The sequence below is a fragment of the Fictibacillus barbaricus genome, assembly GCF_031457135.1.
GTDB classification, from domain to species: Bacteria; Bacillota; Bacilli; order Bacillales; family Fictibacillaceae; genus Fictibacillus; species Fictibacillus barbaricus_A.
On sequence record NZ_JAVDWA010000005.1, the window covers coordinates 51929 to 72651 of the forward strand.

The window sequence follows — 20723 nt, forward strand, 5'->3', positions numbered from 1 at the left end:
TAAAAAAATGTTCAAAAAAGGTTCATAATTTTGCCATTTTTATTCCACTAATGATTTGATTTCATCACTCGAACGGTTGAACATTTCTTCATCATGCTCTTTTAAGAAATGACCAAGAATGCGTCTTGCATGATCATCCATGTTCTCAACCATTACACGGCCTTTCATGGATTTGTCCATGCGGTTTACGTGCTCTGGCAAACTTTTATAGCCCCGGCGCGCTTCCTTATCCACCTGCATCTCGCAAGCTGTCAATCCAAAATAATACGGACCATGAGCCCCGCGGTTGATCGTTACCCAAACGAGCCAATACAATCTTGGGTTTGGCGTATCTTCACGATTTGGAGTGAACTTCACTCTTTTTTCAACTTCACTTCGTGCATGCATCGCACCCATATCGATATAAGCAACCGCATCCTCCACGTCAACGATTACCGGAGTAACATGATCGAGTGTTAAACTTCCGACACCATAGCCGCCATGCCCATCTGTTGAATCACCGCTGATGATAGTGAACCCCATACCTTTTTTCTTTTTATCGCCGTCTTTGGCGTTATCATTGGAATTGAAAAAATCTTTCATACTTCCAGCTCCTCTAAACATTCATTATTAACACGTATTGTATCACAAATTGAAAGAATCTCTCAGTAAGATACATTCTAAAAGGGTGGTTCATATGCTTTGTTGCTCTTATAAGTGGTTGATTTTCGTACACGCCGATCAACCTGTCATTGGAGTCCAATTACAAAAATCCCAATCTTTTGGAAAAGAGAGTTTAGAAAAGTGCATTCGAAAATAGGTTGAACATTTCCTTAAAAACGAATATTATATAACATGTACTTATAAATCGTTCGTATTTCGGAGGTTAATACCATGCTTTCATCCTTTTTTAAGTTAAAAGAACTTGGTACAAATGTAAAAACGGAACTAATTGCCGGCCTTACAACATTTTTAACGATGGTCTACATCGTGATCGTAAATCCAATCATTCTTCATTCAGCCGGTGTACCCTTTAATATCGTATTCATTGCGACCATTATCTCAACCGTTGTTGGGACGCTTTGGATGGCCCTTTTTGCCAACTATCCGATTGCCATTGCACCTGGAATGGGGTTAAACGCGTATTTTGCGTTTTCTGTCGTCGGAAACCATACAAACATTAACTATCAAACTGCCTTTGGGGCTGTTTTTGTTGCTGGTATCTTATTTGTCATTTTATCTTTAACCCCTTTTCGTTCAAAACTAATCGAGTCAATCCCAGCTAACCTGAAACACGGGATCACAGCGGGGATCGGACTTTTTATTGCCTTTATCGGTATGCGTTTGTCAAAAATTATCGTGGCACATCCCGTGAACTTAGTTGCTCTTGGTGATTTGCATTCTCCAACCGTAATGCTTGCTCTCGCAGGTCTTGCTATCACATTAATCTTAATGGCACTTAACGTAAATGGCGCATTGTTCTTTGGAATGATCATCACAGGAGCAATCGCATACTTCACACATATTTTAAAATTTAAAGAAATCGTGGCAGCACCTAAAATGCCAACAGAATTTTTTATTTTTGGTGACCCAATCACTGCATTTGCCGATGTGTTCCACTATGGATTATACGCCGTTGTCTTCTCATTCTTGCTTGTTACGATTTTTGACACAACGGGAACGATGGTCGGTGTAGCAGAACAAGCAGGCTTAATGAAAGGAAACAAAATGCCTCGTGCACGCCAAGCGCTTCTAGCTGACTCTATCGCAACGACAGTCGGTGCTGCTTTCGGTACGAGCCCGACAAGTGCGTACATCGAGTCTTCGTCAGGGGTTGCCGCTGGCGGACGTTCAGGATTAACTTCTGTTGTTGTTGCCCTGTTGTTTGTTGTATCAGCCTTTTTCGCACCGCTCGTAGGCACGATTTCAGACCTTGCAGCAATCACAGCTCCAACATTAATTATCGTCGGAAGCTTGATGCTCGGTTCACTTAGCAAGATCAACTGGAGCGAACTTGACGAAGCGTTCCCTGCATTCCTTATTATTTTAACGATGCCGCTCACGTCCAGTATCGCAACTGGAATCGCGCTCGGATTCATTTCTTATCCGATTTTAAAAATCGTAAAAGGCAAGTGGCGTGAAGTTCCATTCCTCGTTTACTTGTTTGCTGTATTATTCTTGTATCAATTAGCGTTCTTGCCGCATTAAAAAAGGCGTTTTCGTAAACTTTGTTGCTTTTGAATGAGGTTAATTTACTCTGCAGCGGCTCGCTTTCCTCAGGGTGTGCGGTGAGCCCATTCGTCGCTTTGCGACATTTAATGGTCTCACCTGTCCCACTCATCCTGTAGGAGTCTCGCCCTTCCGCTCCAATTAACTTTTCAAAGAAGAACTGCTAAAGCAACAATCTTTAAGAAAAGAACGTTGAGAAATGAGCCAATAAAAAGACCGGACGCCCCACATCAAATTGGGTGCTCCCGGTCTTTTTTTCATTCTCTTTACTTCTTATCAAACACAACAGCAATATCATGCTTTTTTTCGTCTTCAAAAAATGTTTTCGTGATGCGGTAGGTTCCTGCTTCTTTTTCTTTTAATTCAACCGGCTGTTCATAAGCTTCTCCAGCTTTTACTTCGATCATCTGCTCGGTAAACATTTGATCGGTATTCACTTTTTCCCATTTGCCGTCCGTCCATTTTTCAATCTTATAAGCCGTTCCAGTACCGACGTTCTTTTCTGAACTGTTTTTCAAAATTAATTTTCCTTGGTTCTTGCCTTCTTCTCGTTTCCATTCCGCTTTCACACCCGCTTGTTCGGCAGGAATTTCGTTTTTCACTCCAGGTGCACCGCTATTCTTATCTTTTATAGGCTCTGGTTTATTTCCACAGGCCGCCAAAAGGACCATTAGACACGACATAATAATTAACCAATTTTTTCTCATCATGATGCCTCCTTTGTCCATTAGTCGCAAACTTCCATACAAAGGTTTCAATTTACACGCCGTTTATCTTTTATGATGAGTGGATATGCTGAATAAAGAAGGGGTGCACTCATGAAACTATGGCTTGCTGTATATCTCATTTCGCTATGTTTACTAGCTCTTGGAATTGGTTTTTATGCAACGAAACTCTATGAAAAAAATATATCATTAGGCTTTATCACTACGTTGCTCGCGATCATCTTTCCTTTTAGTATTTTCATATTCAGTGTGTATCTTTATGGCCTATACAACCATGGACACCCGCTGCAGTTTAGATGGTAAACAAAAAACCTGTCCTCTAGCAGACCGTGGATCGCTATCAAACAGGTTGATTTTCTATTGAATTTGGGTCTTTAAGTCAGCAATATAACCGAAAGCCTCTTCCATTTCTTCTTCCGTATACTTTTGCTTCGCTTTTACCGTCTGAACTTTTTCTTTGATTTCTTCTTTTTCCAGCTTATCAAAATACATAATCGTCGAAACGAGTTCCAAAAAACGTGAAGACTGTTCATTCATTGAACGAACACACGTCCCGAGCATCTCAATGGCAGTTCCGTAAGTCGAAAGAAGTTTGTTGCCTTCTTCGTTCACCTCATAGCGATATTGATAATACCCGCTCACTTTTTCTTTCACTTCATGTATGTATCCCATGTTGCAAAGCTCTTCAATTTTCAGTGTCAGCTCTTCTGAATACGGTCCGTAAAAGTGAAATTGATACTTTTCTTGAAAAGGAAAATTCAGCTTTTTTGCGATGTACACCATCTTTTGAAGCTTCTTACGTCCAATTACTTCTCCGGCTTCTTGTATCAGTGTGACAACCTTTAAATGATCCTCAAACACAGCACTTCCCCCTAACATCCTTTTTCGTTCTATTTATTTTGCTGTTTTCGTTAACTTTGGTGCACTTGTAAGCAGTTGATTTCCGTACCAGTTTGCTCGCTTTCCTAGGGGTGTGCGGTGAGCCCACTCGTCGCCTTGCGACATTGAATGGTCTCACCTGTCACACTAATCCCTAAGGAGTCTCGCAACTTCCTCTCCAATCAACTTAAACATACATGCACGTTAGTCTTTTTATTTATATAAAATCTCTTTTATCTGCTCTTTCAGTGTTTCGTCTTTGATTTGTTCAATTAAGTCAAGCGGATAATACAGCTTGTGATCTGTACGCCTCTTGCCCGAGATCGCTTCTACCACATCGGATTCCCGCGACAGCTCACGAATCTCACCGTTCGGCTTCAGCAGGTTGATCGGCAATCGTTCTTCTTTTTCACCCGGTCTATAAAAATCGTACGGGAGATCAGATGATGAATCGATGACTAAATAATATTTCGGGTTGATACCCGCCTGGTCAAAATAACCCGATAACAGATGGCCGTCTGTAAAAGAAACCATCTCTCTATATTTAAAAAGCTTGCGATTAATAAATCGGTGACATAAATCTTTTAAAATGGAATCTTCTTCGTCCATCCACGCCTGAAAATAAAAATGAATGGTCCCTTCGTCTAACGAAATATAATCTTCTAATGAAACATTTCCTTCAAAGAGCGTTTTAAAATGGGTAATCTCTCTTTTAAAGGTATACCTTGTTTCATAGAGCTCTTTCGCTCGATGCAAGATTTTACTTAAAATCACTTCTGCACTTCGAGTAACCGGATGAAAGTATACTTGCCAGTACATTTGATAGCGGCTCATAATATAATCCTCTACCGCATGCATACCACTGGATTTAATGACGACACCATCCTCAGTCGGCCTCATCACACGCAAAATCCGTTCAATATCAAAATTCCCATAGCTGACACCTGTAAAATAAGCATCACGAAGCAAATAATCCATTCTGTCTGCATCGATCTGACTCGAGATCAGACTCACGATCAGCTTGTCCGGATGTGTTTTCGCAATCACTTCGGCTACTTGCTTCGGAAAATCGTCTCCCATTTGCATAAGGATCTCATTTACTTCTGTATCGCCTAAAATAATCTCGCGGCTGAATTCCTCATGGTCCACGCCAAACACTTTTTCAAACGAATGAGAAAACGGTCCATGTCCCACATCATGAAGGAGTGCTGCGGATAAAACAAGCAATCGCTGTTCGGGATCCCATGTTTGTTTTTCCTGAAAAATATCAATGATTCGCCTTGTAATCTCGTAAACACCAAGAGAATGGCTAAAGCGACTATGTTCTGCTCCATGAAACGTTAAATAGGTCGTGCCAAGCTGCCTGATTCTGCGCAGTCTCTGAAACTCTCTTGTACCGATCAAACGCCAGATCAGTTCGTCACGAACGTGGATATAGCGGTGAACGGGATCTTTAAACACTTTCTCTTCGTGCATCTTTCCTAATGGTTTAGCCATTGAATTTTTCCCTGCTCCTTCTTACTGCATTTATAGGTAAGAGTTCTAGTAAAAAAGAAAAATCCCTTCCTCAATCATTTTGTTAAAGAAGGTATTTTCTGCTCGAAATTTGTCATAGATTCTATTAGAGTATACCCATTGTATCGTTTTACTAACTCGTAAAACAACCACTATTTTTTCTAGGACCACCGAGTTTATATCGGCAAAAAAAGCACAAAATCCACATTTTCTTACACTTTGAATTTGGGTTATACTAGATATTGCTTAATACGGAAATGATAGATTTATATAGATATGGCAGGAGGAACATTCGATGGATCAGGAAAGAAGAGAACGAAATGGACAAGCGTGGAGCAACAGTTCTTATCAGGCATGGGTCAACCGTTTTGGCGCGCCTGAAAAAGCAGTGACACGCATACAAAAAGATCCAAAGCGCCGTCTGCAGCCCTTAGATTCCTATATTGGTGATGTGTCAGGAAAAAAGATCGTGAATTTACTAGGTTCGCACGGCAGTAAAGCTGTTGCGCTAGCCATGCTGGGAGCGGATGCGACGGTTATTGATATTTCAGAATCAAATGCCGCATACGCCCGTGAGCTGGCCGAGGCTGCAAATGTAGACGTAAGATATGTGGTGAAAGATATTTTAAAACTGCCTGAAGAAGAAATGACGGGCGATTATGATATGGCTTTTATGGAAAACGGCATCCTTCATTATTTTACAGATTTAAATCCGTTTTTCGAGGTAGTTGCAGGACTGTTAAAGCCAGGCGGGAAACTGATTCTGCAAGATTTCCACCCTGTATCAACAAAGCTCATCGAATCACAAGGCAAGAGCCAGGCCGTTCGAAAACATAAAGTAGCCGGAGATTATTTTAGTAAAGAACTAGTTACAACTGATGTCGCTTATTCAAAATTTTTGCCTGAACTGCAATATGCAACGACGGAAGAACGAGCTCCTTTTCAAGTCCAGATCCGCCAGTGGACACTCGGTGAGATTGTAACGGCAATCGGCAGTCAAAATTTATGGATCAGACAGCTCGTTGAAGAACCACACCCTGATGAGCTCGACCGCGGCATCCCAAAATCGTTTATACTCGTTGCGGAGAAGCTGTGATGGCAGACCATCTTTTACACCAGCCAGCCTGGCGTCTGATTGACCAGTCGACCCTCGGCCCATCCTTTGATGCGAGGCAGTCATTTGCAACAGACGATACCCTCTGCACATCGATCGGCGGAGGAAACTCACCAGCAACAGCACGCACATGGGTGCATCACGATACGATTGTGCTTGGTATTCAGGACACGCGCCTTCCCCGATTGGCCGATGGCATTCAGTATTTGGAGGAGCAAGGATACCGCGTAATCGTTCGGAACTCTGGCGGACTCGCGGTTGTTTTAGATGAAGGAGTTCTTAATATCTCGCTCATTTTGCCTGAAAAAGAAGGGACAATCGATATTAACCAAGGGTATGACACGATGAAAGTACTTGTAGAGCAGCTTCTTGAGCCTTATGGCGCTGCCTTTGAAGCCTATGAAATCGTCGGATCCTATTGTCCCGGCAGCTATGACCTTAGTATCGGCGGACAAAAATTTGCCGGTATCTCACAACGGCGCATGCGCGGCGGTGTTGCGGTACAAATCTATTTATGTGTAGACGGCAGCGGTTCACAGCGCGCGTCACTCATCGGTGAATTTTATAAAAGAGGCCTCGCTGGGGAGACAACGAAGTTTCAATATCCTGAAATTAAGCCAGAAGTGATGGCGAGTCTCGCCGAACTATTGGGGATTCCGCTTACTGTTGCTGATATACATGTACAGCTCATGAAGGTATTGCATAAAAACAGTGAATTATTTTACAGTGGACAGCTTTCTACTGAAGAAAGCGAGCTGCTTCCCGGTAATATAAAAAGAATGTGGGATCGGAATGAGAAAGCACTAAACATGTAAACGCTCAGAATTAAATCCGAGCGTTTTTTTGATTGTGTCCACTCCACATGCACACTTTCTGAAGAAAAATAATTTTTCCAGGATTATCGTTTCTTTTTCCAGGATTAGACGATTTTTTTCCGGGATTATCTCTCATCTTTTTGGGATTATTAATATTTTTTCCGGGATTGTGTCCTTCTTATAAAAAAAACAGCTCCCAAACGAGAGCTGGTTTCCATTTTGCTATTTTACAGAGCTTGCATTGCTGTAATCAGAGCTAATTTGTATACATCTTCTGCGTTACAGCCTCGTGATAAGTCGTTTACAGGCATGTTCAATCCTTGGAGGATCGGACCGATTGCTTCAAAACCGCCAAGGCGCTGAACCATCTTGTAGCCGATGTTCCCCGTTTCTAAACTCGGGAAGATAAATACGTTCGCTTCCCCTTTTAATGGAGATTCAGGTGCTTTCTTGCTCGCAACCGACGGCACGAACGCTGCATCGAACTGAAGCTCTCCATCATAAGCAAAATCAGGGTTCATTCCTTTTAATACTTCCAATGCTTCTACTACTTTTTCAGTCTCAGGAGATACCGCAGATCCTTTTGTAGAGAAAGAAAGCAGCGCTACTTTTGGGTCGATTCCAAACACGCGTGCTGTCTCTGCACTCGCCATAGCAGATTCCGCTAAATCTTGTGCTGACGGTGCAATATTGATCGCGCAGTCTGCAAACACATATTTTTCTTCTCCGCGAACCATAATGAACGCGCCAGACGTTTTCTTTACGCCTTCTTTTGTTTTGATGATTTGAAGTGCAGGGCGAACAGTATCAGCTGTTGAGTGTGCCGCACCGCTTACAAGTCCATGTGCTTTTCCTGTGTAAACAAGCATCGTTCCGAAATAGTTGCCATCAAGCAATACTTTGCGCGCTTGTTCTTCCGTTGTCTTTCCTTTACGTCGCTCGACAAGTGCCTCAACTAAAGCATCAAACTCCGCATACTCTGATGGGTTGATTACTTCAACGCCGTCAAGAGAAACGCCAGCTGCTTTCGCTTTTGCTGCAACCTCTTCTTTATTTCCGATCAAGATCGGCTTTACGATTTTTTCCGCTGCCAGACGGCTTGTAGCCTCTAGGATTCTTTCATCTGTTCCTTCTGGAAAAACTATTGCTGGGTTTTGCTGCTGAACTTTATTTTTCAAATCTATAAATAAATCACTCATGATCCATCCTCCTAAAAACTAATTTATACACTGCATTTTGCATTCCCTACTAGGTTACTCCTTTTCTAGCACCTTTTAAACCTATCGATGCAGTTGTAAGCGCTCTATGAAAAAAGTTCTTTTATTTTGAATTTTTCAACGTTACTCGGTATTTTCATCTTAGCCGTTTAAATTTTTTACAGACTTTGAATCTTTTCTTTCTATGTATCGTAATGAATAGCAGAAAATCCTGAGGAGGAATGAATATGTCATTGGTAAATCGAATGTTGGCAAGTGTTGGAATTGGTGCTGCAAAAGTGGATACGATTTTAGACAAAGATACGTACTCACCTGGTGAGAAAATTTCCGGGATCATTAAGATAGAAGGCGGAAAAGTTGATCAAAACATCGATCACATTTCTTTATATGTCATGACTGAATTTTACCGGGAAGTGGATGATAAAAAAATTCGGGATACCGCAGCGATTGCGAAAGAAAATGTCGCTTCTTCTATTATAGTTGCAGCGGGAAGCTCGCAGGAAATCCCGTTTTCCGTCACGCTCCCTTATGACACACCTTATACACTTGGACACACTCCTGTTTGGATCAAGACCGGCCTCGATATTCAAATGGCTGTCGATCCAACGGACAATGATCAGATTCGTGTTCATCCTGATTCGGAAACGTCTGCTATTTTTGAATCGATCGAGCAGCTCGGTTTCCGCCTGCGCAAAGCAAACTGCGGATCAGCACCAAGGTACATGCGCCGCAGACTGCCGTTTTTGCAAGAGTTTGAGTACGTACCAACATCAGGTGCTTATGCTGGAAAACTTGATGAGCTTGAAGTCATTTTAGTTCCGCAAACGGATCAGATCGAACTTTTTATGGAGATCGACAAGCGTGGAAGAGGATTATTTGGCATGCTGGAAGAAGCGATGGATATGGATGAAACGAAAGTTCGAATGACATTGACTCGTGACGAACTTCGAAACACCGCACATGTCCGCAGCAAAATCGAGCAGACCCTCCGATCGTTCAGCTAATGTTCATTTTTTGATTCGTCCCTGTTGTGTTATATTGATAGGGACGTGTTAATATTTAGCAAGGAGTGAACATATACGATGAGTGAAGCAGCGATTACATTAGAGGGCTGGTATTGCCTGCACGATTTCCGTACGATGGACTGGGCCGCTTGGAAAACGCTTTCGAGTGATGCGAGAGAATATGCAATCAATGAGTTCTTAACGTTTCTTGAAAAGTGGGAAAATGTAGAGGCAAACAAAGCTGGAAGTCACGCACTATACAGCATTGTCGGTCAAAAAGCTGATTTTATGATGATGCTTTTGCGCCCTACGATGGAAGAATTAAACGAGATTGAGAATGCATTCAACAAAACCGCTTTTGCACAATATACAGTAAAAGCTCATTCTTACGTTTCTGTCGTTGAGCTTAGCACATATAACCCGCAAAATGAGAGCGGCGAAATGGATCCGATGATTAGAGCTCGTCTGTTCCCTGAACTGCCAAAGTGGAACCATGTATGTTTCTATCCGATGGATAAGCGCCGTGATGGTGACGACAACTGGTACATGCTTTCAATGGAAGAACGTAAAAAGATGATGTACTCTCACGGTATGATTGGCCGCGGATATGCAGGTAAAGTAAAGCAGATCATCACAGGGTCAGTCGGATTCGACGACTGGGAATGGGGCGTAACACTATTCGCGAACGATGTGCTTCAATTTAAAAAATTAGTTTACGAAATGCGCTTTGATGAAGTAAGTGCACGCTACGGCGAATTCGGATCTTTCTTTGTTGGAAACATCCTGAAAAAAGAAGCAGTGCCTTCTTTCTTACAAGTGTAATTTAAATAGAAATTAGGAAACCCACCAAATAATTGCGATTATTTGGTGGGTTTTTTTGTTGGATTTTAAATTGCTTGATTAAGTTATGATGAAATTGAGCAAATTCACAGGGCCTCATGCGTAAACGGCCAAGGGAAATAAATTGTTAGGGGTCAGTCCCCCCTTTTTTACTTTGGTGGTCTAGTTTTTGAAAACAGCTCATACACATATATCGAATGTTCTGTTTTCCCTGCTTGTACATCGAGAATCTCACATAGAGGGGGAAGAAATTTGGCAGTCATTAAAGTAAACAACAAAGATATTTCACTTCTTGCCCGTTTAATTCGGGCAGAAGCGGAAGGTGAAGGCGATCAAGGGATGCTCCTGGTAGGCAATGTTGGAGTTAACCGGATCCGCGGCAACTGCCTTGATTTCAAAAATATCCGGACGATGCAGCAGATGGTTTTTCAAAGACCAGGAGGATTTGAGGCAACAATCAAAGGCTATTTTTATCAAGGGGCTCGAGAAAATGAAAAAAGACTCGCCAGAAGAGTAATAAACGGTCAGCGCTTTCGTCCGGCACGGAATGCCTTATGGTTTTTTGATCCAAGCGGAGCTTGTCCTCCAACTTGGTATAATCAAGCGCATTCAGGAAGCTTTAAGGCTCACTGCTTTTACCAGCCGAAACAAAGTGATTGTCCGAGTGTGTATAACACCTTTTAGGGAGGATTGTTGATGAGCTATTATAATCCGTATTATCAGAATTACAGAGCACAAAATGGCATGGGCACGATGGGAAGTATGGGGGGCATGGCAGGTATGGGAGTGCCGCAGGATATGGCACAAAGCCAGCAAGCACCTGGAATGGGCGGCGGACCAATGGCCGATATCGGTGCACCTGGCCAGCTTCCAATCGAGCAATCGTATATCGAAAATATTCTACGAATGAACAAAGGGAAAGTCGCGACCGTCTATATGACATTTGAGAACAACGAGAAATGGAACGCGAAAGTATTTAAAGGAATTATTGAGGCAGCAGGTCGCGATCACATCATTTTAAGTGATCCGCAAACAGGAAAACGCTATTTGCTCCTTATGGTTTACGTAAACTACGTAACATTTGATGAAGAAATCAATTATAGCTATCCATACAACGGAACTCAGCAACAGCAGCAGTCCGGACAAGGACAATCCGGACAAATGGCACAATACAGTCCGCGTTGATAAATCATTTATTGTCTAGGATAGACAGCAATCATACTCATAAAAAAAAGGCACCTGGGTTCAGGCGCCTTTTTGCTATGCTTTTACAACCGAAATAATGAGCAGGATCCATCCAACGATGAATGCAAGACCTCCAAGTGGTGTAATCGGCCCGAAAAACTTCATACCCGTGTTGGAAAGAGCGTACAAACTTCCTGAGAACAAGATGATTCCGATAAAAAAAGACCAGCCTGCTCCGTTCAAAAGGGTTGAAGCTGGCCATTTTCCAAGCAAAACACCCACAGCCAATAATGCCAATGCATGATACATCTGATACTGAACACCAGTCTGATATACGTGCAGCATGTTTCGTTCTGTTAATTTCGCTTCCAAAGCATGTGCTCCAAATGCTCCTAATATGACAGCAAGCATTGCGTTAACCGCTCCTAAAATTAGAAAAAGCTTCATAGTTCCACTCCTGTTTTTCTTTTATCTTACCACTCTCAACTCCGAATCAAAAGAATGCCACAGGATTGTCAAAGAAAACTTGGTGGACGGCTGTCCATGATAAAAAGGCGAACGCTATCTTTTTTTCAATTCACGTTCGCTGTCCAGAACACGGACATATTGGTCAATCTTTCGTTCTAGTTCTTCTTTTTCAACAAGCTCTGAATGAAGTTCTCGAATAATCCCTTCCAAGCTTTGAATACGCTTTTCAAACTGAACGAGCAAATATCCCGCAATAACAATAGGAAAACCAACATTACCGAGGAGATTCACTATGTTTAACCATTCATTTGCTTGATTCATTTCTCATTCACCCCTCATTTTTATCGAACATATGTTCGTTTGTGTTCGTAAAAATAGTATAAAACGAAGGAGGAAAATTTACCATCATTCCTTTTACATATTTTAAAATTGAATCATTTGACCCATACAAATATTGGTTTTTTTGCTCTTTCCAAAATAATGGTTTAAAACTTACTTTTAAGTGGAAATAAACATACTAAGACAGAAACAGAAACTACAAAAGGAGGATCACCCAATGGAACTCTTTACTACAATGATTTATACAATTCTAGGACTAGCTGCTCTCAGTTTAATTGCAACCGCTACTGCAGTTTACTTTTCTAATAAAAAATTGAACGAAAAAATTGAAATCGAAAGACTTAAAGATGAAAGAATGGAAGAAAGAAATAGTTATGTTTCGATTTAACAGCGCCGATGAGGCGCTTTTTTTTTGCCTAAATGTAGAATTATGGAAATTTTAATATATAATTAAATAAGAAGATTGAAATGGTTATACAGAGGTAAAAGCGAAGTAATGAATACACGATAGAGGTGCAAGCTTGACTACAAGTCCATTTTATTTAATCGTCATTTTGATAGCCTGTCTTGTTTTATGGAGAAGAACAAGAAGTATGTACCGTCCAATCAAGGGAAAAGGCGGACGATTATTATTTCCTATTCTCTTTTTTATTCCTGCCATACAATTATTGGTTAGTTCTAAAGTTCACTTATCCCTATGGAGCGATCTCGGTGCCATTTTATTAGGATTGATCCTTTCCATCCCATTAATTTGGACGACAAGATATGAAGTGCGGGAAGACCAGTTGATTTATGCAAAAAAGGATTTTGTTTTTGTCGTCGCTTTTTTGGTCGTTCTAGCTATACGTTTCATACTCCGAAGACACTTTGGCTACATGGATGCGTACACTTTATCTGCCCTGTTTACGCTAGTTGCCATCAGTTACATTGTTCCTTGGAGAATTATTTCTTTTCTAAAGTTCAGGAAAATTTACAGAGCAGCTTATCAGGCAAATTATAAAGCATAGTGAAATAGGATAAGAGGCGCAGGGTCACTTCCCTATGCCTCCTCATTTATTTTCATTTAAGTTAAAAATCAAAAATAGAGTCGCCATTTCCATCTTCTTCGTCGTCATTTTGATCTTCCATATCAAAATCCATCATTGATTTTTTCGGTTTTGCAGGAGTCGAAGTCCCCATGCTTTTCGGCTTTTGTACCGGATATCCCGGAATCCATTCTTTCACTTCCAGATGATCCTCTTCCCCAGCTTCCAGCATTAATTCACATAAAGCATGAATCGCGGAGACGTGTTCACGAACTTTTGGAGAGTGTTCTCCGAGCTGCTTGATCTCCATCACGTGTTTTTCTATTTTTTTTGCAAACTGTCCAATAGGTATGTTCATATTCCATTCACCACGACTATCTTTTTTTCCTATTCTATCAAATGCGGTTCAATAAAGAAAACTTGGCTAATGGTTAGCCGCCTTATGTCTATACTTTTCACCTAAAATTCTTGATCTGCCGCTTTTGATTTGATTATTAAAGTTATATTCGTATAACGAAAGTGAAATAACGCAAAGAAGACAGCTCTGATTAGCTGCCTTCTTCCTTCAAAGTCCGCACATTAACCCCATTAACAAGCACACTTCCGGTGATCCAGGCCGCAAGCTGCGCAAGTGAATGTTTTTTATAAAGGCTGTTTATCCGTAATAGAAGTCCCCCTTTAAGCAAAATTTCTAAGTCTATACCTTTACACATGAAATACATTTATTTGGTTACGACGTATCAATCCAGCTGAATATCTGCTTGTTTTGGGTCTGCTTAACTGCCAGTGCTAACTCTATGACCTTCTCATTCTTTTTCTTCGTGCTAAATTTTAGAGTTGCCTTTTTGCGAGCCGCCGGCACAGCTTGTCCTGATTTAGGCGCAGAAATTAACAGAAGATGATTTTTCATGACAGACCCCACTAATAACAGCATCCAAAGAACGTACGTCATAACCTCCATTGCCCCTACCCCTTTCAAATTTAAAAGATAAAAGTCCCGATCTATTTAAAACCTACTGGCAAGTCTTTAAATTTCTTCCTCCTTTCGAACTTACCAATTTATGTGGTGTTAAGTGTGATTATACGTGCCTTATGATAAAATGTTTGTCACAATCTCGTTTTCTTTTAAAGTTTCTCTCAACAAAAACACAGTCTTACATACAAAATACTGCAGATTAATCACACTCTTTTGTATAATGGGATAATAGTGACTGAATAAGTTAGCGAGTTCAGGCTTATTATGAAAGAAAAAGACACATGTTTTAATACCATTTTATTTGTAGAAAATATTCTGTAGAAAAGCGGAGGAAAATCATGTCCATACTAAACGAAATCTTAGAGTATAATCATCAATTTGTTGAAAACAAAGAATATGAACCTTTCCAAACGACGAAATTCCCGGATAAAGGGCTCGTCATTGTATCTTGCATGGATACAAGATTAACGCAGCTATTGCCAAATGCGATGAACATCAAAAACGGAGATGTAAAAATTGTAAAATCTGCTGGGGCCGTCATCTCGCATCCGTTCGGCTCGATCATGAGAAGTATTTTAGTTGCGATTTATGAGCTTAAAGCTGAAGAGATCTGTGTTATCGGACATTATGATTGCGGGATGAGCAGTGTTGATCCTGACAAATTCATGGCTAAAATGAAGGATCGTGGAATTAGTGATGATACGCTCGATACACTGAAATATTCTGGACTCGATCTAAAAAACTGGTTAAAAGGATTTGACAATGTCAGTGATTCTGTACAAAAAAGTGTTGATCTAGTAAGGAATCATCCGCTTCTTCCTAAGGGAGTGCTTGTGCACGGACTTGTTATCGACCCTTCAACAGGTAAGCTTGATGTTGTAGATAAAGGCTAAAAATAAACAGCCGTTTTCGTAATCTTTGTTGTTTCTGAAAGTAGTTGTTTTCCGTTTCAGGATGCTCGCTTTCCGCGGGGTGTGCGGTGAGCCCACTCGTCGCCTTGCGACATTGAATGGTCTCACCTGTCCCCCTGTTCCCGCAGGAGTCTCGCACCTTACACTCCAATCAACTTGTCATTGGAGTTAAATTACATAATTACCTCATTAACAACAATCTAAAAAAGCGAAATAATAAAAGGCAAAGCAGAATTTTTTCTGCTTTGCCTTTTTCTTATTATTGATTGATTTTCGTAATACGGCCTTCGACTGCTCCTGTTACTTCATCACGTTTCTTAAAGTAATTTACGAGTGCATCGAGGTCAGTTACATTTATAGTTGGATTTTTTCCTTCTAATAAAACCGTATATCCGTCACCGCCGCCTGCCATGAAGTTGTTTACCGTTATCGTATATTCAGTTCCAGGCTCGATCGGTGTACCATCTGTTTTCGTCATTGAAACCGTACGTTCTCCCACAGGCTTTGCCATGTTATAAACCACTTTCAGGCCTGAAATCTGCAGGATCTTTTCTTCACTCGACCATTGTGATTCGAGCAATTGTTTGATTTGTGCACCTGTTAAAGACATTGTTACAAGGTCATTTCCGAAAGGCTGTACAGTGAAAAGTTCACCCCAGGTTACATCACCAGGTTCAATAACCGCTCGGATTCCGCCAGGGTTCATGAACGCAAAATCAGTTCCCGTTTGTTCCGTCATTGAATCAGCAATGATATTTCCTAATACAGTTTCTCCATTATAAGAACCTTCACCCGATAATAGTGCAGGGGCATGACCTACCACTTCATTAATGATTGGAGCTACTTGATCTTCTGCTTTTTTAATTAACGCCGAAACATTAGCATCTGGTGTGATACCGTTATGAAACGTCGTTACGATTTCTGCTTTTTTCTCAACGATATCTTTTGTACGGCGGTCAATCTTCAAATCTACATCCGAAAAAGCTGTTCCGTAAGAATAGGATTCTACTAAAAGCTTTCCATCCACGATTGCATTTGCACTTCTATGGTTGTGGCCGCCAAACATGACATCAACTTCATCATCAACGCCTTTAGCGATATCGACTAATTCACCAGATACTTGATCTCCGGTTTGATCAATTGGATTATGAGCGAGAACGACCATCGCTTTTACGCCTTTGTGTTTGAGTTCTTTTGCAGCTTTATTGATTGCTTCTGTTTCATCGGTAAACTCTACTCCTGCTGTTCCGCTCGGTGTAACAACATCAGGTGTATCAGATAAAGCGACTCCTATAAAACCAATCTTAACGCCATTTACCTTTTTGATTACATAAGGAGGCAGAATCGGTTTCTTCGTCTCTTTATCGATAACATTTGCTGCTATGTAAGGAAAGTCAGCACCTTCAAAGTAACCTGTTTTTGGATGCGATCCGCCATATATCAAACGTTTTAATTCATCCACACCTTCATCAAATTCATGATTTCCGAGTGTTCCTACATCAAATCCGATTTCGTTCATGATCTCAACAGTAGGTTCGTCCTGCAACAAAGCAGAAGAAGGTGTGCTCGCACCAACCATATCTCCAGCGTGAACAATTAATGTATTTTCATTTTCTGATTCTCTTTGCTTTAAATAAGCAGCCAAATAGTCTGCTCGTCCAACATCTTGTCCAGCTACTTTTCTAGTAACATCAATCTGACCGTGAAAATCATTCACACCGAGTAGCTGTACATTTAAATAGTGATTTCCTGTGTGTTTTGGTTTGTGCTCTTGATGCGTTTTTCCCTCTGCATTCACAACAGATCCCCATGGTGTCAAAGCCAATGATAACGCTAAAGCCGTTAACGTTTTTTTCATTTTCCCTACTCCCCTATCATTTTAATAATCACAAACTCAACCATTTCCATTATATAGATTCATTTTGTTATTTTTGTAAATTCACTGTGTTTTTCTTGTAAAAGAGTTATATATTCCTATAATAATTGCGCATATCAGTCGAATTAGTACTTTTGTCACACGCGATTGATGTTTAATGAACTGTCAAAGCGTGAATACATACTATAACTTCTTATAAGGGAGAGGATCTAACTAATGGGTAAACCAATAGTACATGAATTTAACTCTCAACAAGAATTAATTGCCGCGGCAAGTGATTTAAAGGCGAAAGGTATTCATGAAGACGATCTCTATGTTCTTTCACATGAAAGAGATGACACTCGTGATCTCGCGGATAACGCAGATGTAAACACGATTGGCTTAAAAGAAGAAGGACTTGGAACGGCAATATCCAATGTATTTGAGTCACGAGGCGATGAGCTCCGTAAAAAAATGACGGAGATGGGCTTATCCGATGTCGAAGCAGATCAATATGAGAAAAAATTAGACATGGGTAAAATTCTGTTAATCGTTCAAGATGGTGACAGAGTTACGAGTATTCCATAAGAAGATAAACAGAAAGAGCTGCTGAATCCTTTACTTCAAAAGGGCTGGCGGCTCTTTTTTTGTCGTTTCTCATTTTGATATTTACCAATATTTTTGTAAAAATATTATGTTCATACTGGTTTCTACTTCCTTTTTCCGGGGAAAGAATAGAGGACTAGGAGGAATGTAATATGAATTTGCACAACGGTGACCTATTTTGGCCAACCACATATACCAATGAACCCCAATATCCAATACTTGAAGAAAATATAAACTGTGATTGTTTAATTGTCGGAGGAGGAATGTCCGGAGCGTTGTGCGCTTATCTCTTAAGCAAAGAAACGGATTTGAATGTAGCATTGATCGACAGAAGAACCCCTGGTTATGGAAGTTCATCTGCTAATACCGGTCTTCTTCAATTTTCAAGTGATAAAATGCTTCATGAACTGATAGACGAAATCGGCGAACAAGATGCTGTTTACTTTTATAAATTGTGTCAAGATGCGCTTAAACAACTAACAGAAGCTGCTAATGACCTTTCCGAGGATGCAGAATTCAGACCCCAAAAGAGCCTCTACTATGCAAGCAGCAGTGACGACATTCCAAAACTTATAAAAGAATATGAAGCTTTAAAAAAGTATGATTTCCCTGTGGAGTTCTATGAACCCGAAGATATCTCCTCCCGCTTTCCCTTTTCAAAAAAGGCAGCTCTTTTAACAAGCGGAGATGCTGATGTAAATCCTTATAAATTCGTTCAGCTTCTCCTGAAAAAAGCAGCTGAATCAGGTGTGAAAATATATGAACAAACTCCTTTAATCCGGAAAACAAAAAATGTACATGGCTTTAACTGTAAATCGGAAAAAGGAACCATCCAAGCCCGGTATATCATTTTTGCAACCGGTTATGAAAATGATTTTCTCGCCCAGCAGTTAGGGGCAGATCTTAACCGCTCTTATGCCATTGCAACAAAGCCTCTTTCCCTCGAATCTTGGTACAAAGAATGGATGATTTGGGAAACAAAACGCCCTTATTTGTACATGAGAACAACAAAAGACGGAAGAATTATTGCCGGCGGTTTAGATGAAGAAAAATCTGAAGCCCCTTTAAATGAAGAGATCATAACCGAACGTGGAGAACGATTGATCGAAAAAATCAAAGAACATTTCCCAGATATGAATCCTGAAATTTCCCATTCCTGGTGCGCCACTTTTGGCGAATCTCACGACGGTATGCCATATATCGGTGAGCATCCAAATCGTCTTGGTGAATATTATTGTTTAGGGTTTGGCGGTAACGGAACTGTCTATAGCATGATGGGAGCTCAAATCATCAAAGACCTGATCACAAAAGGCTTCCACCCCGCTTCTAGATTGTTTACGATCGCACGGGCAGTAAATCTATAAAAGAATAAACCCCCTGTTCCAGACGAATGGACGGGGGGTTTTTGTGATTGATACAGGTTATACCACCATTTATTTTGTACATTCCCGAACTTTTGCTCATTTTAATTACCGGCCGACTCAATTCGGCAAAACTGAACAGAGCTAAATAAAAAAGCCCCCGCAAAGACAGGGACCTTAATATATCGTCTATGAAGCAGTTCGTGCTGCTTTTATTTGTTTTTGAATAAATTGAATCGACTTTTCATTAAAAATTTCCGGCTGATCTACATTGCAAACATGACCGCAATCTTTAATTGTCAAAAGCTTTGAATGTTTTTTGTTGCCGATAAACGCCTGAATCGGTGGCAAAAACATATAATCTTCCTCACCCATAATATAAAGAGTTGGAATCGGTATTTCTTTTTTTCGCAATGTTTGTAAAAACGGATTGATTTTCAGCGTTAACTTGAACCAGCGCTTGAACTCATTCTGACAGAGCTTCTTCGCCTCCCCAATAAAAAGAGAACGAGATGCTTCGTGCCTTTTCTTCGGCATGATCACCCAGGCAAACAAGCTATACAGCCACATATATGGAATAAATGATTTGCACAGATTTCCTGCGGCAATTAAAAATTGCGATCGGAAATTCATCTTCGTTACTGCCCCGCCAAGTGTCATTGAAGCAACACGTTCAGGCTTAAGTTCAGCAATCGTCTGGATCAAGATCGTTCCAAGTGAAATCCCTACAAAATGCGCTTGTTTAATTTTCAGATGATCCATAACTTCGAGAACATCCAAACTTACTTCTTTAAACGAATATTTTTTCAATAAAAATTTATCTGATTTCGATTTTCCATGCCCTCTTAAATCAACGAGCAATATATTAAAGTGCTGCTTATATTCTCTTAATTGTTTATACCAAATGGATGAACTGCCCCCTGCTCCATGGACAAAAATCACCCATTGATGATTTTTTTCGTTTTCATACGTCTTGTAATGAAGCAATCCGTACTCCTCCTAGTTGACAAGCATCTGTGAAATCCAGCCTTCATTTTATCATAAAATTTTAACTTTTGTACGCAATTCTCAGAGAAAAGAATGTGGACAAACTGGAAACAGAACTCGATAGTCTTTATACTATAATTATATAAACGTATATAACGCTAGGAGGTTTCAAAATATGAGTAAAGAAAGCTCTTTTGATATTGTTTCACAAGTGGATTTATCTGAAGTGGACAATGCAATCAACATTGCAACAAAAGAAATTACAACACGCTACGATTTTAAAGGCAGCAAAAGTGAGATCACGCTTGATAAATCAAGTGAAGAACTAGTTTTGGTTTCAGATGATGAATACAAGCTTGAGCAATTAAAAGATGTATTGATTACAAAGCTCATTAAACGCGGAGTTCCAACGAAAAACTTGGATTACGGCAAGATCGAGCAAGCATCAGGCGGCACAGTTCGTCAGCGTGCAAAGCTGGTGACGGGAATTGATAAGGACAACGCAAAGAAAATCAACACACTTATTAAAAATTCCGGGCTAAAAGTGAAAAGCCAAATTCAAGACGACCAAATTCGTGTTACCGGAAAAAACAGAGACGATCTGCAGCAAATCATCTCTGCTGTTCGTGAAGCAAACCTACCGATCGAAGTGCAATTCATCAATTACAGATAAAAAAACAAAAAGCCTCGCAA

The 20723-nt window shown here is 40.5% G+C and carries 25 protein-coding genes; 14 read left to right on the plus strand and 11 right to left on the minus strand.

The window, feature by feature from the left end:
• Positions 1-39: 39 nt before the first annotated feature.
• Entirely contained in the window at positions 40-582 is a 543-nt protein-coding gene (locus tag J2X07_RS14205) for a YwhD family protein (RefSeq protein WP_310259975.1), read from the minus strand.
• A 291-nt stretch (positions 583-873) separates the two neighbouring features.
• Between J2X07_RS14205 and J2X07_RS14210 the strand changes: the two genes are divergently transcribed.
• Positions 874-2187: an NCS2 family permease gene (locus J2X07_RS14210; protein ID WP_310259977.1), complete on the plus strand. Its 1314-nt coding sequence runs from the start codon at positions 874-876 to the stop codon at positions 2185-2187.
• Between the two features lie 287 nt (positions 2188-2474).
• Here the strand turns inward: J2X07_RS14210 and J2X07_RS14215 are convergent, their stop codons facing one another.
• Positions 2475-2918 carry an immunoglobulin-like domain-containing protein gene (locus J2X07_RS14215; protein ID WP_310259981.1) on the minus strand — a complete coding sequence of 148 codons (444 nt, stop codon included), beginning with the start codon at positions 2916-2918 and terminating at the stop codon, positions 2475-2477.
• Between the two features lie 108 nt (positions 2919-3026).
• On the opposite strand from J2X07_RS14215, the gene J2X07_RS14220 reads away from it, so the two are divergent.
• Entirely contained in the window at positions 3027-3236 is a 210-nt protein-coding gene (locus tag J2X07_RS14220) for a hypothetical protein (RefSeq protein WP_310259984.1), read from the plus strand.
• 54 nt (positions 3237-3290) lie between these two features.
• Here the strand turns inward: J2X07_RS14220 and J2X07_RS14225 are convergent, their stop codons facing one another.
• Positions 3291-3794 carry a YwgA family protein gene (locus J2X07_RS14225; RefSeq protein ID WP_310259987.1) on the minus strand — a complete coding sequence of 168 codons (504 nt, stop codon included), beginning with the start codon at positions 3792-3794 and terminating at the stop codon, positions 3291-3293.
• Positions 3795-4025: 231 nt separating this feature from the next.
• Positions 4026-5309 carry an HD domain-containing protein gene (locus J2X07_RS14230; protein WP_310259990.1) on the minus strand — a complete coding sequence of 428 codons (1284 nt, stop codon included), beginning with the start codon at positions 5307-5309 and terminating at the stop codon, positions 4026-4028.
• Positions 5310-5622: 313 nt separating this feature from the next.
• Between J2X07_RS14230 and J2X07_RS14235 the strand changes: the two genes are divergently transcribed.
• Both J2X07_RS14235 and J2X07_RS14240 read left to right on the plus strand, forming a co-directional pair.
• On the plus strand, positions 5623-6423 hold the full coding sequence (locus J2X07_RS14235; RefSeq protein ID WP_310259993.1) for a class I SAM-dependent methyltransferase: 801 nt from the start codon (positions 5623-5625) through the stop codon (positions 6421-6423).
• Positions 6423-7256: a lipoate--protein ligase family protein gene (locus J2X07_RS14240; RefSeq protein WP_310259994.1), complete on the plus strand. Its 834-nt coding sequence runs from the start codon at positions 6423-6425 to the stop codon at positions 7254-7256. Before J2X07_RS14235 ends, J2X07_RS14240 begins: the two co-directional genes overlap by 1 nt.
• Positions 7257-7483: 227 nt before the next feature.
• Here the strand turns inward: J2X07_RS14240 and pta are convergent, their stop codons facing one another.
• Positions 7484-8455 carry a phosphate acetyltransferase gene (gene pta, locus J2X07_RS14245; RefSeq protein ID WP_310259996.1) on the minus strand — a complete coding sequence of 324 codons (972 nt, stop codon included), beginning with the start codon at positions 8453-8455 and terminating at the stop codon, positions 7484-7486.
• A gap of 245 nt (positions 8456-8700) precedes the next feature.
• Between pta and J2X07_RS14250 the strand changes: the two genes are divergently transcribed.
• From J2X07_RS14250 to gerQ, 4 genes are all read left to right on the plus strand, one after another.
• Entirely contained in the window at positions 8701-9477 is a 777-nt protein-coding gene (locus tag J2X07_RS14250; RefSeq protein ID WP_310259997.1) for a sporulation protein, read from the plus strand.
• A 78-nt stretch (positions 9478-9555) separates the two neighbouring features.
• A complete protein-coding gene (gene hemQ / locus J2X07_RS14255; RefSeq protein ID WP_310259999.1) occupies positions 9556-10299 on the plus strand; it encodes a hydrogen peroxide-dependent heme synthase in 744 nt (247 codons plus the stop codon).
• Between the two features lie 270 nt (positions 10300-10569).
• A complete protein-coding gene (locus tag J2X07_RS14260; RefSeq protein ID WP_310260001.1) occupies positions 10570-11001 on the plus strand; it encodes a cell wall hydrolase in 432 nt (143 codons plus the stop codon).
• A gap of 12 nt (positions 11002-11013) precedes the next feature.
• On the plus strand, positions 11014-11502 hold the full coding sequence (gerQ, locus tag J2X07_RS14265; RefSeq protein ID WP_310260003.1) for a spore coat protein GerQ: 489 nt from the start codon (positions 11014-11016) through the stop codon (positions 11500-11502).
• 75 nt (positions 11503-11577) lie between these two features.
• Here the strand turns inward: gerQ and J2X07_RS14270 are convergent, their stop codons facing one another.
• Positions 11578-11949: a DUF423 domain-containing protein gene (locus J2X07_RS14270; RefSeq protein ID WP_310260007.1), complete on the minus strand. Its 372-nt coding sequence runs from the start codon at positions 11947-11949 to the stop codon at positions 11578-11580.
• Between the two features lie 114 nt (positions 11950-12063).
• Positions 12064-12291, minus strand: coding sequence for a YvrJ family protein (locus J2X07_RS14275; protein WP_310260010.1), 228 nt, complete (start codon positions 12289-12291; stop codon positions 12064-12066).
• Between the two features lie 235 nt (positions 12292-12526).
• On the opposite strand from J2X07_RS14275, the gene J2X07_RS14280 reads away from it, so the two are divergent.
• Positions 12527-12697 (plus strand): hypothetical protein, encoded by a 171-nt coding sequence (locus J2X07_RS14280; RefSeq protein ID WP_310260013.1) that lies wholly within the window; start codon positions 12527-12529, stop codon positions 12695-12697.
• A 133-nt stretch (positions 12698-12830) separates the two neighbouring features.
• Positions 12831-13316, plus strand: a complete 486-nt coding sequence (locus J2X07_RS14285; protein WP_310260016.1) for a CcdC protein domain-containing protein — start codon at positions 12831-12833, stop codon at positions 13314-13316.
• Between the two features lie 61 nt (positions 13317-13377).
• Here J2X07_RS14285 and J2X07_RS14290 read toward each other — a convergent pair whose 3' ends face one another.
• Both J2X07_RS14290 and J2X07_RS14295 read right to left on the minus strand, forming a co-directional pair.
• Positions 13378-13692, minus strand: a complete 315-nt coding sequence (locus J2X07_RS14290; protein ID WP_310260019.1) for a YwdI family protein — start codon at positions 13690-13692, stop codon at positions 13378-13380.
• Positions 13693-14064: 372 nt separating this feature from the next.
• The gene (locus J2X07_RS14295; protein WP_310260022.1) at positions 14065-14295 is read right to left on the minus strand and encodes a hypothetical protein; all 231 of its coding nucleotides are present in this window, start codon (positions 14293-14295) and stop codon (positions 14065-14067) included.
• A 353-nt stretch (positions 14296-14648) separates the two neighbouring features.
• On the opposite strand from J2X07_RS14295, the gene J2X07_RS14300 reads away from it, so the two are divergent.
• Entirely contained in the window at positions 14649-15203 is a 555-nt protein-coding gene (locus tag J2X07_RS14300) for a beta-class carbonic anhydrase (RefSeq protein ID WP_310260025.1), read from the plus strand.
• Between the two features lie 277 nt (positions 15204-15480).
• Here J2X07_RS14300 and J2X07_RS14305 read toward each other — a convergent pair whose 3' ends face one another.
• Positions 15481-17079: a bifunctional metallophosphatase/5'-nucleotidase gene (locus J2X07_RS14305; protein WP_310260028.1), complete on the minus strand. Its 1599-nt coding sequence runs from the start codon at positions 17077-17079 to the stop codon at positions 15481-15483.
• Positions 17080-17313: 234 nt separating this feature from the next.
• On the opposite strand from J2X07_RS14305, the gene J2X07_RS14310 reads away from it, so the two are divergent.
• Positions 17314-17664, plus strand: coding sequence for a general stress protein (locus J2X07_RS14310; RefSeq protein ID WP_310260030.1), 351 nt, complete (start codon positions 17314-17316; stop codon positions 17662-17664).
• 170 nt (positions 17665-17834) lie between these two features.
• Positions 17835-19046, plus strand: coding sequence for an NAD(P)/FAD-dependent oxidoreductase (locus J2X07_RS14315; RefSeq protein ID WP_310260033.1), 1212 nt, complete (start codon positions 17835-17837; stop codon positions 19044-19046).
• Between the two features lie 186 nt (positions 19047-19232).
• Here the strand turns inward: J2X07_RS14315 and J2X07_RS14320 are convergent, their stop codons facing one another.
• A complete protein-coding gene (locus J2X07_RS14320) occupies positions 19233-20030 on the minus strand; it encodes an alpha/beta fold hydrolase (RefSeq protein WP_310260036.1) in 798 nt (265 codons plus the stop codon).
• Positions 20031-20205: 175 nt separating this feature from the next.
• On the opposite strand from J2X07_RS14320, the gene J2X07_RS14325 reads away from it, so the two are divergent.
• Positions 20206-20703 carry a YajQ family cyclic di-GMP-binding protein gene (locus tag J2X07_RS14325; protein WP_310260038.1) on the plus strand — a complete coding sequence of 166 codons (498 nt, stop codon included), beginning with the start codon at positions 20206-20208 and terminating at the stop codon, positions 20701-20703.
• Positions 20704-20723 lie beyond the last annotated feature (20 nt).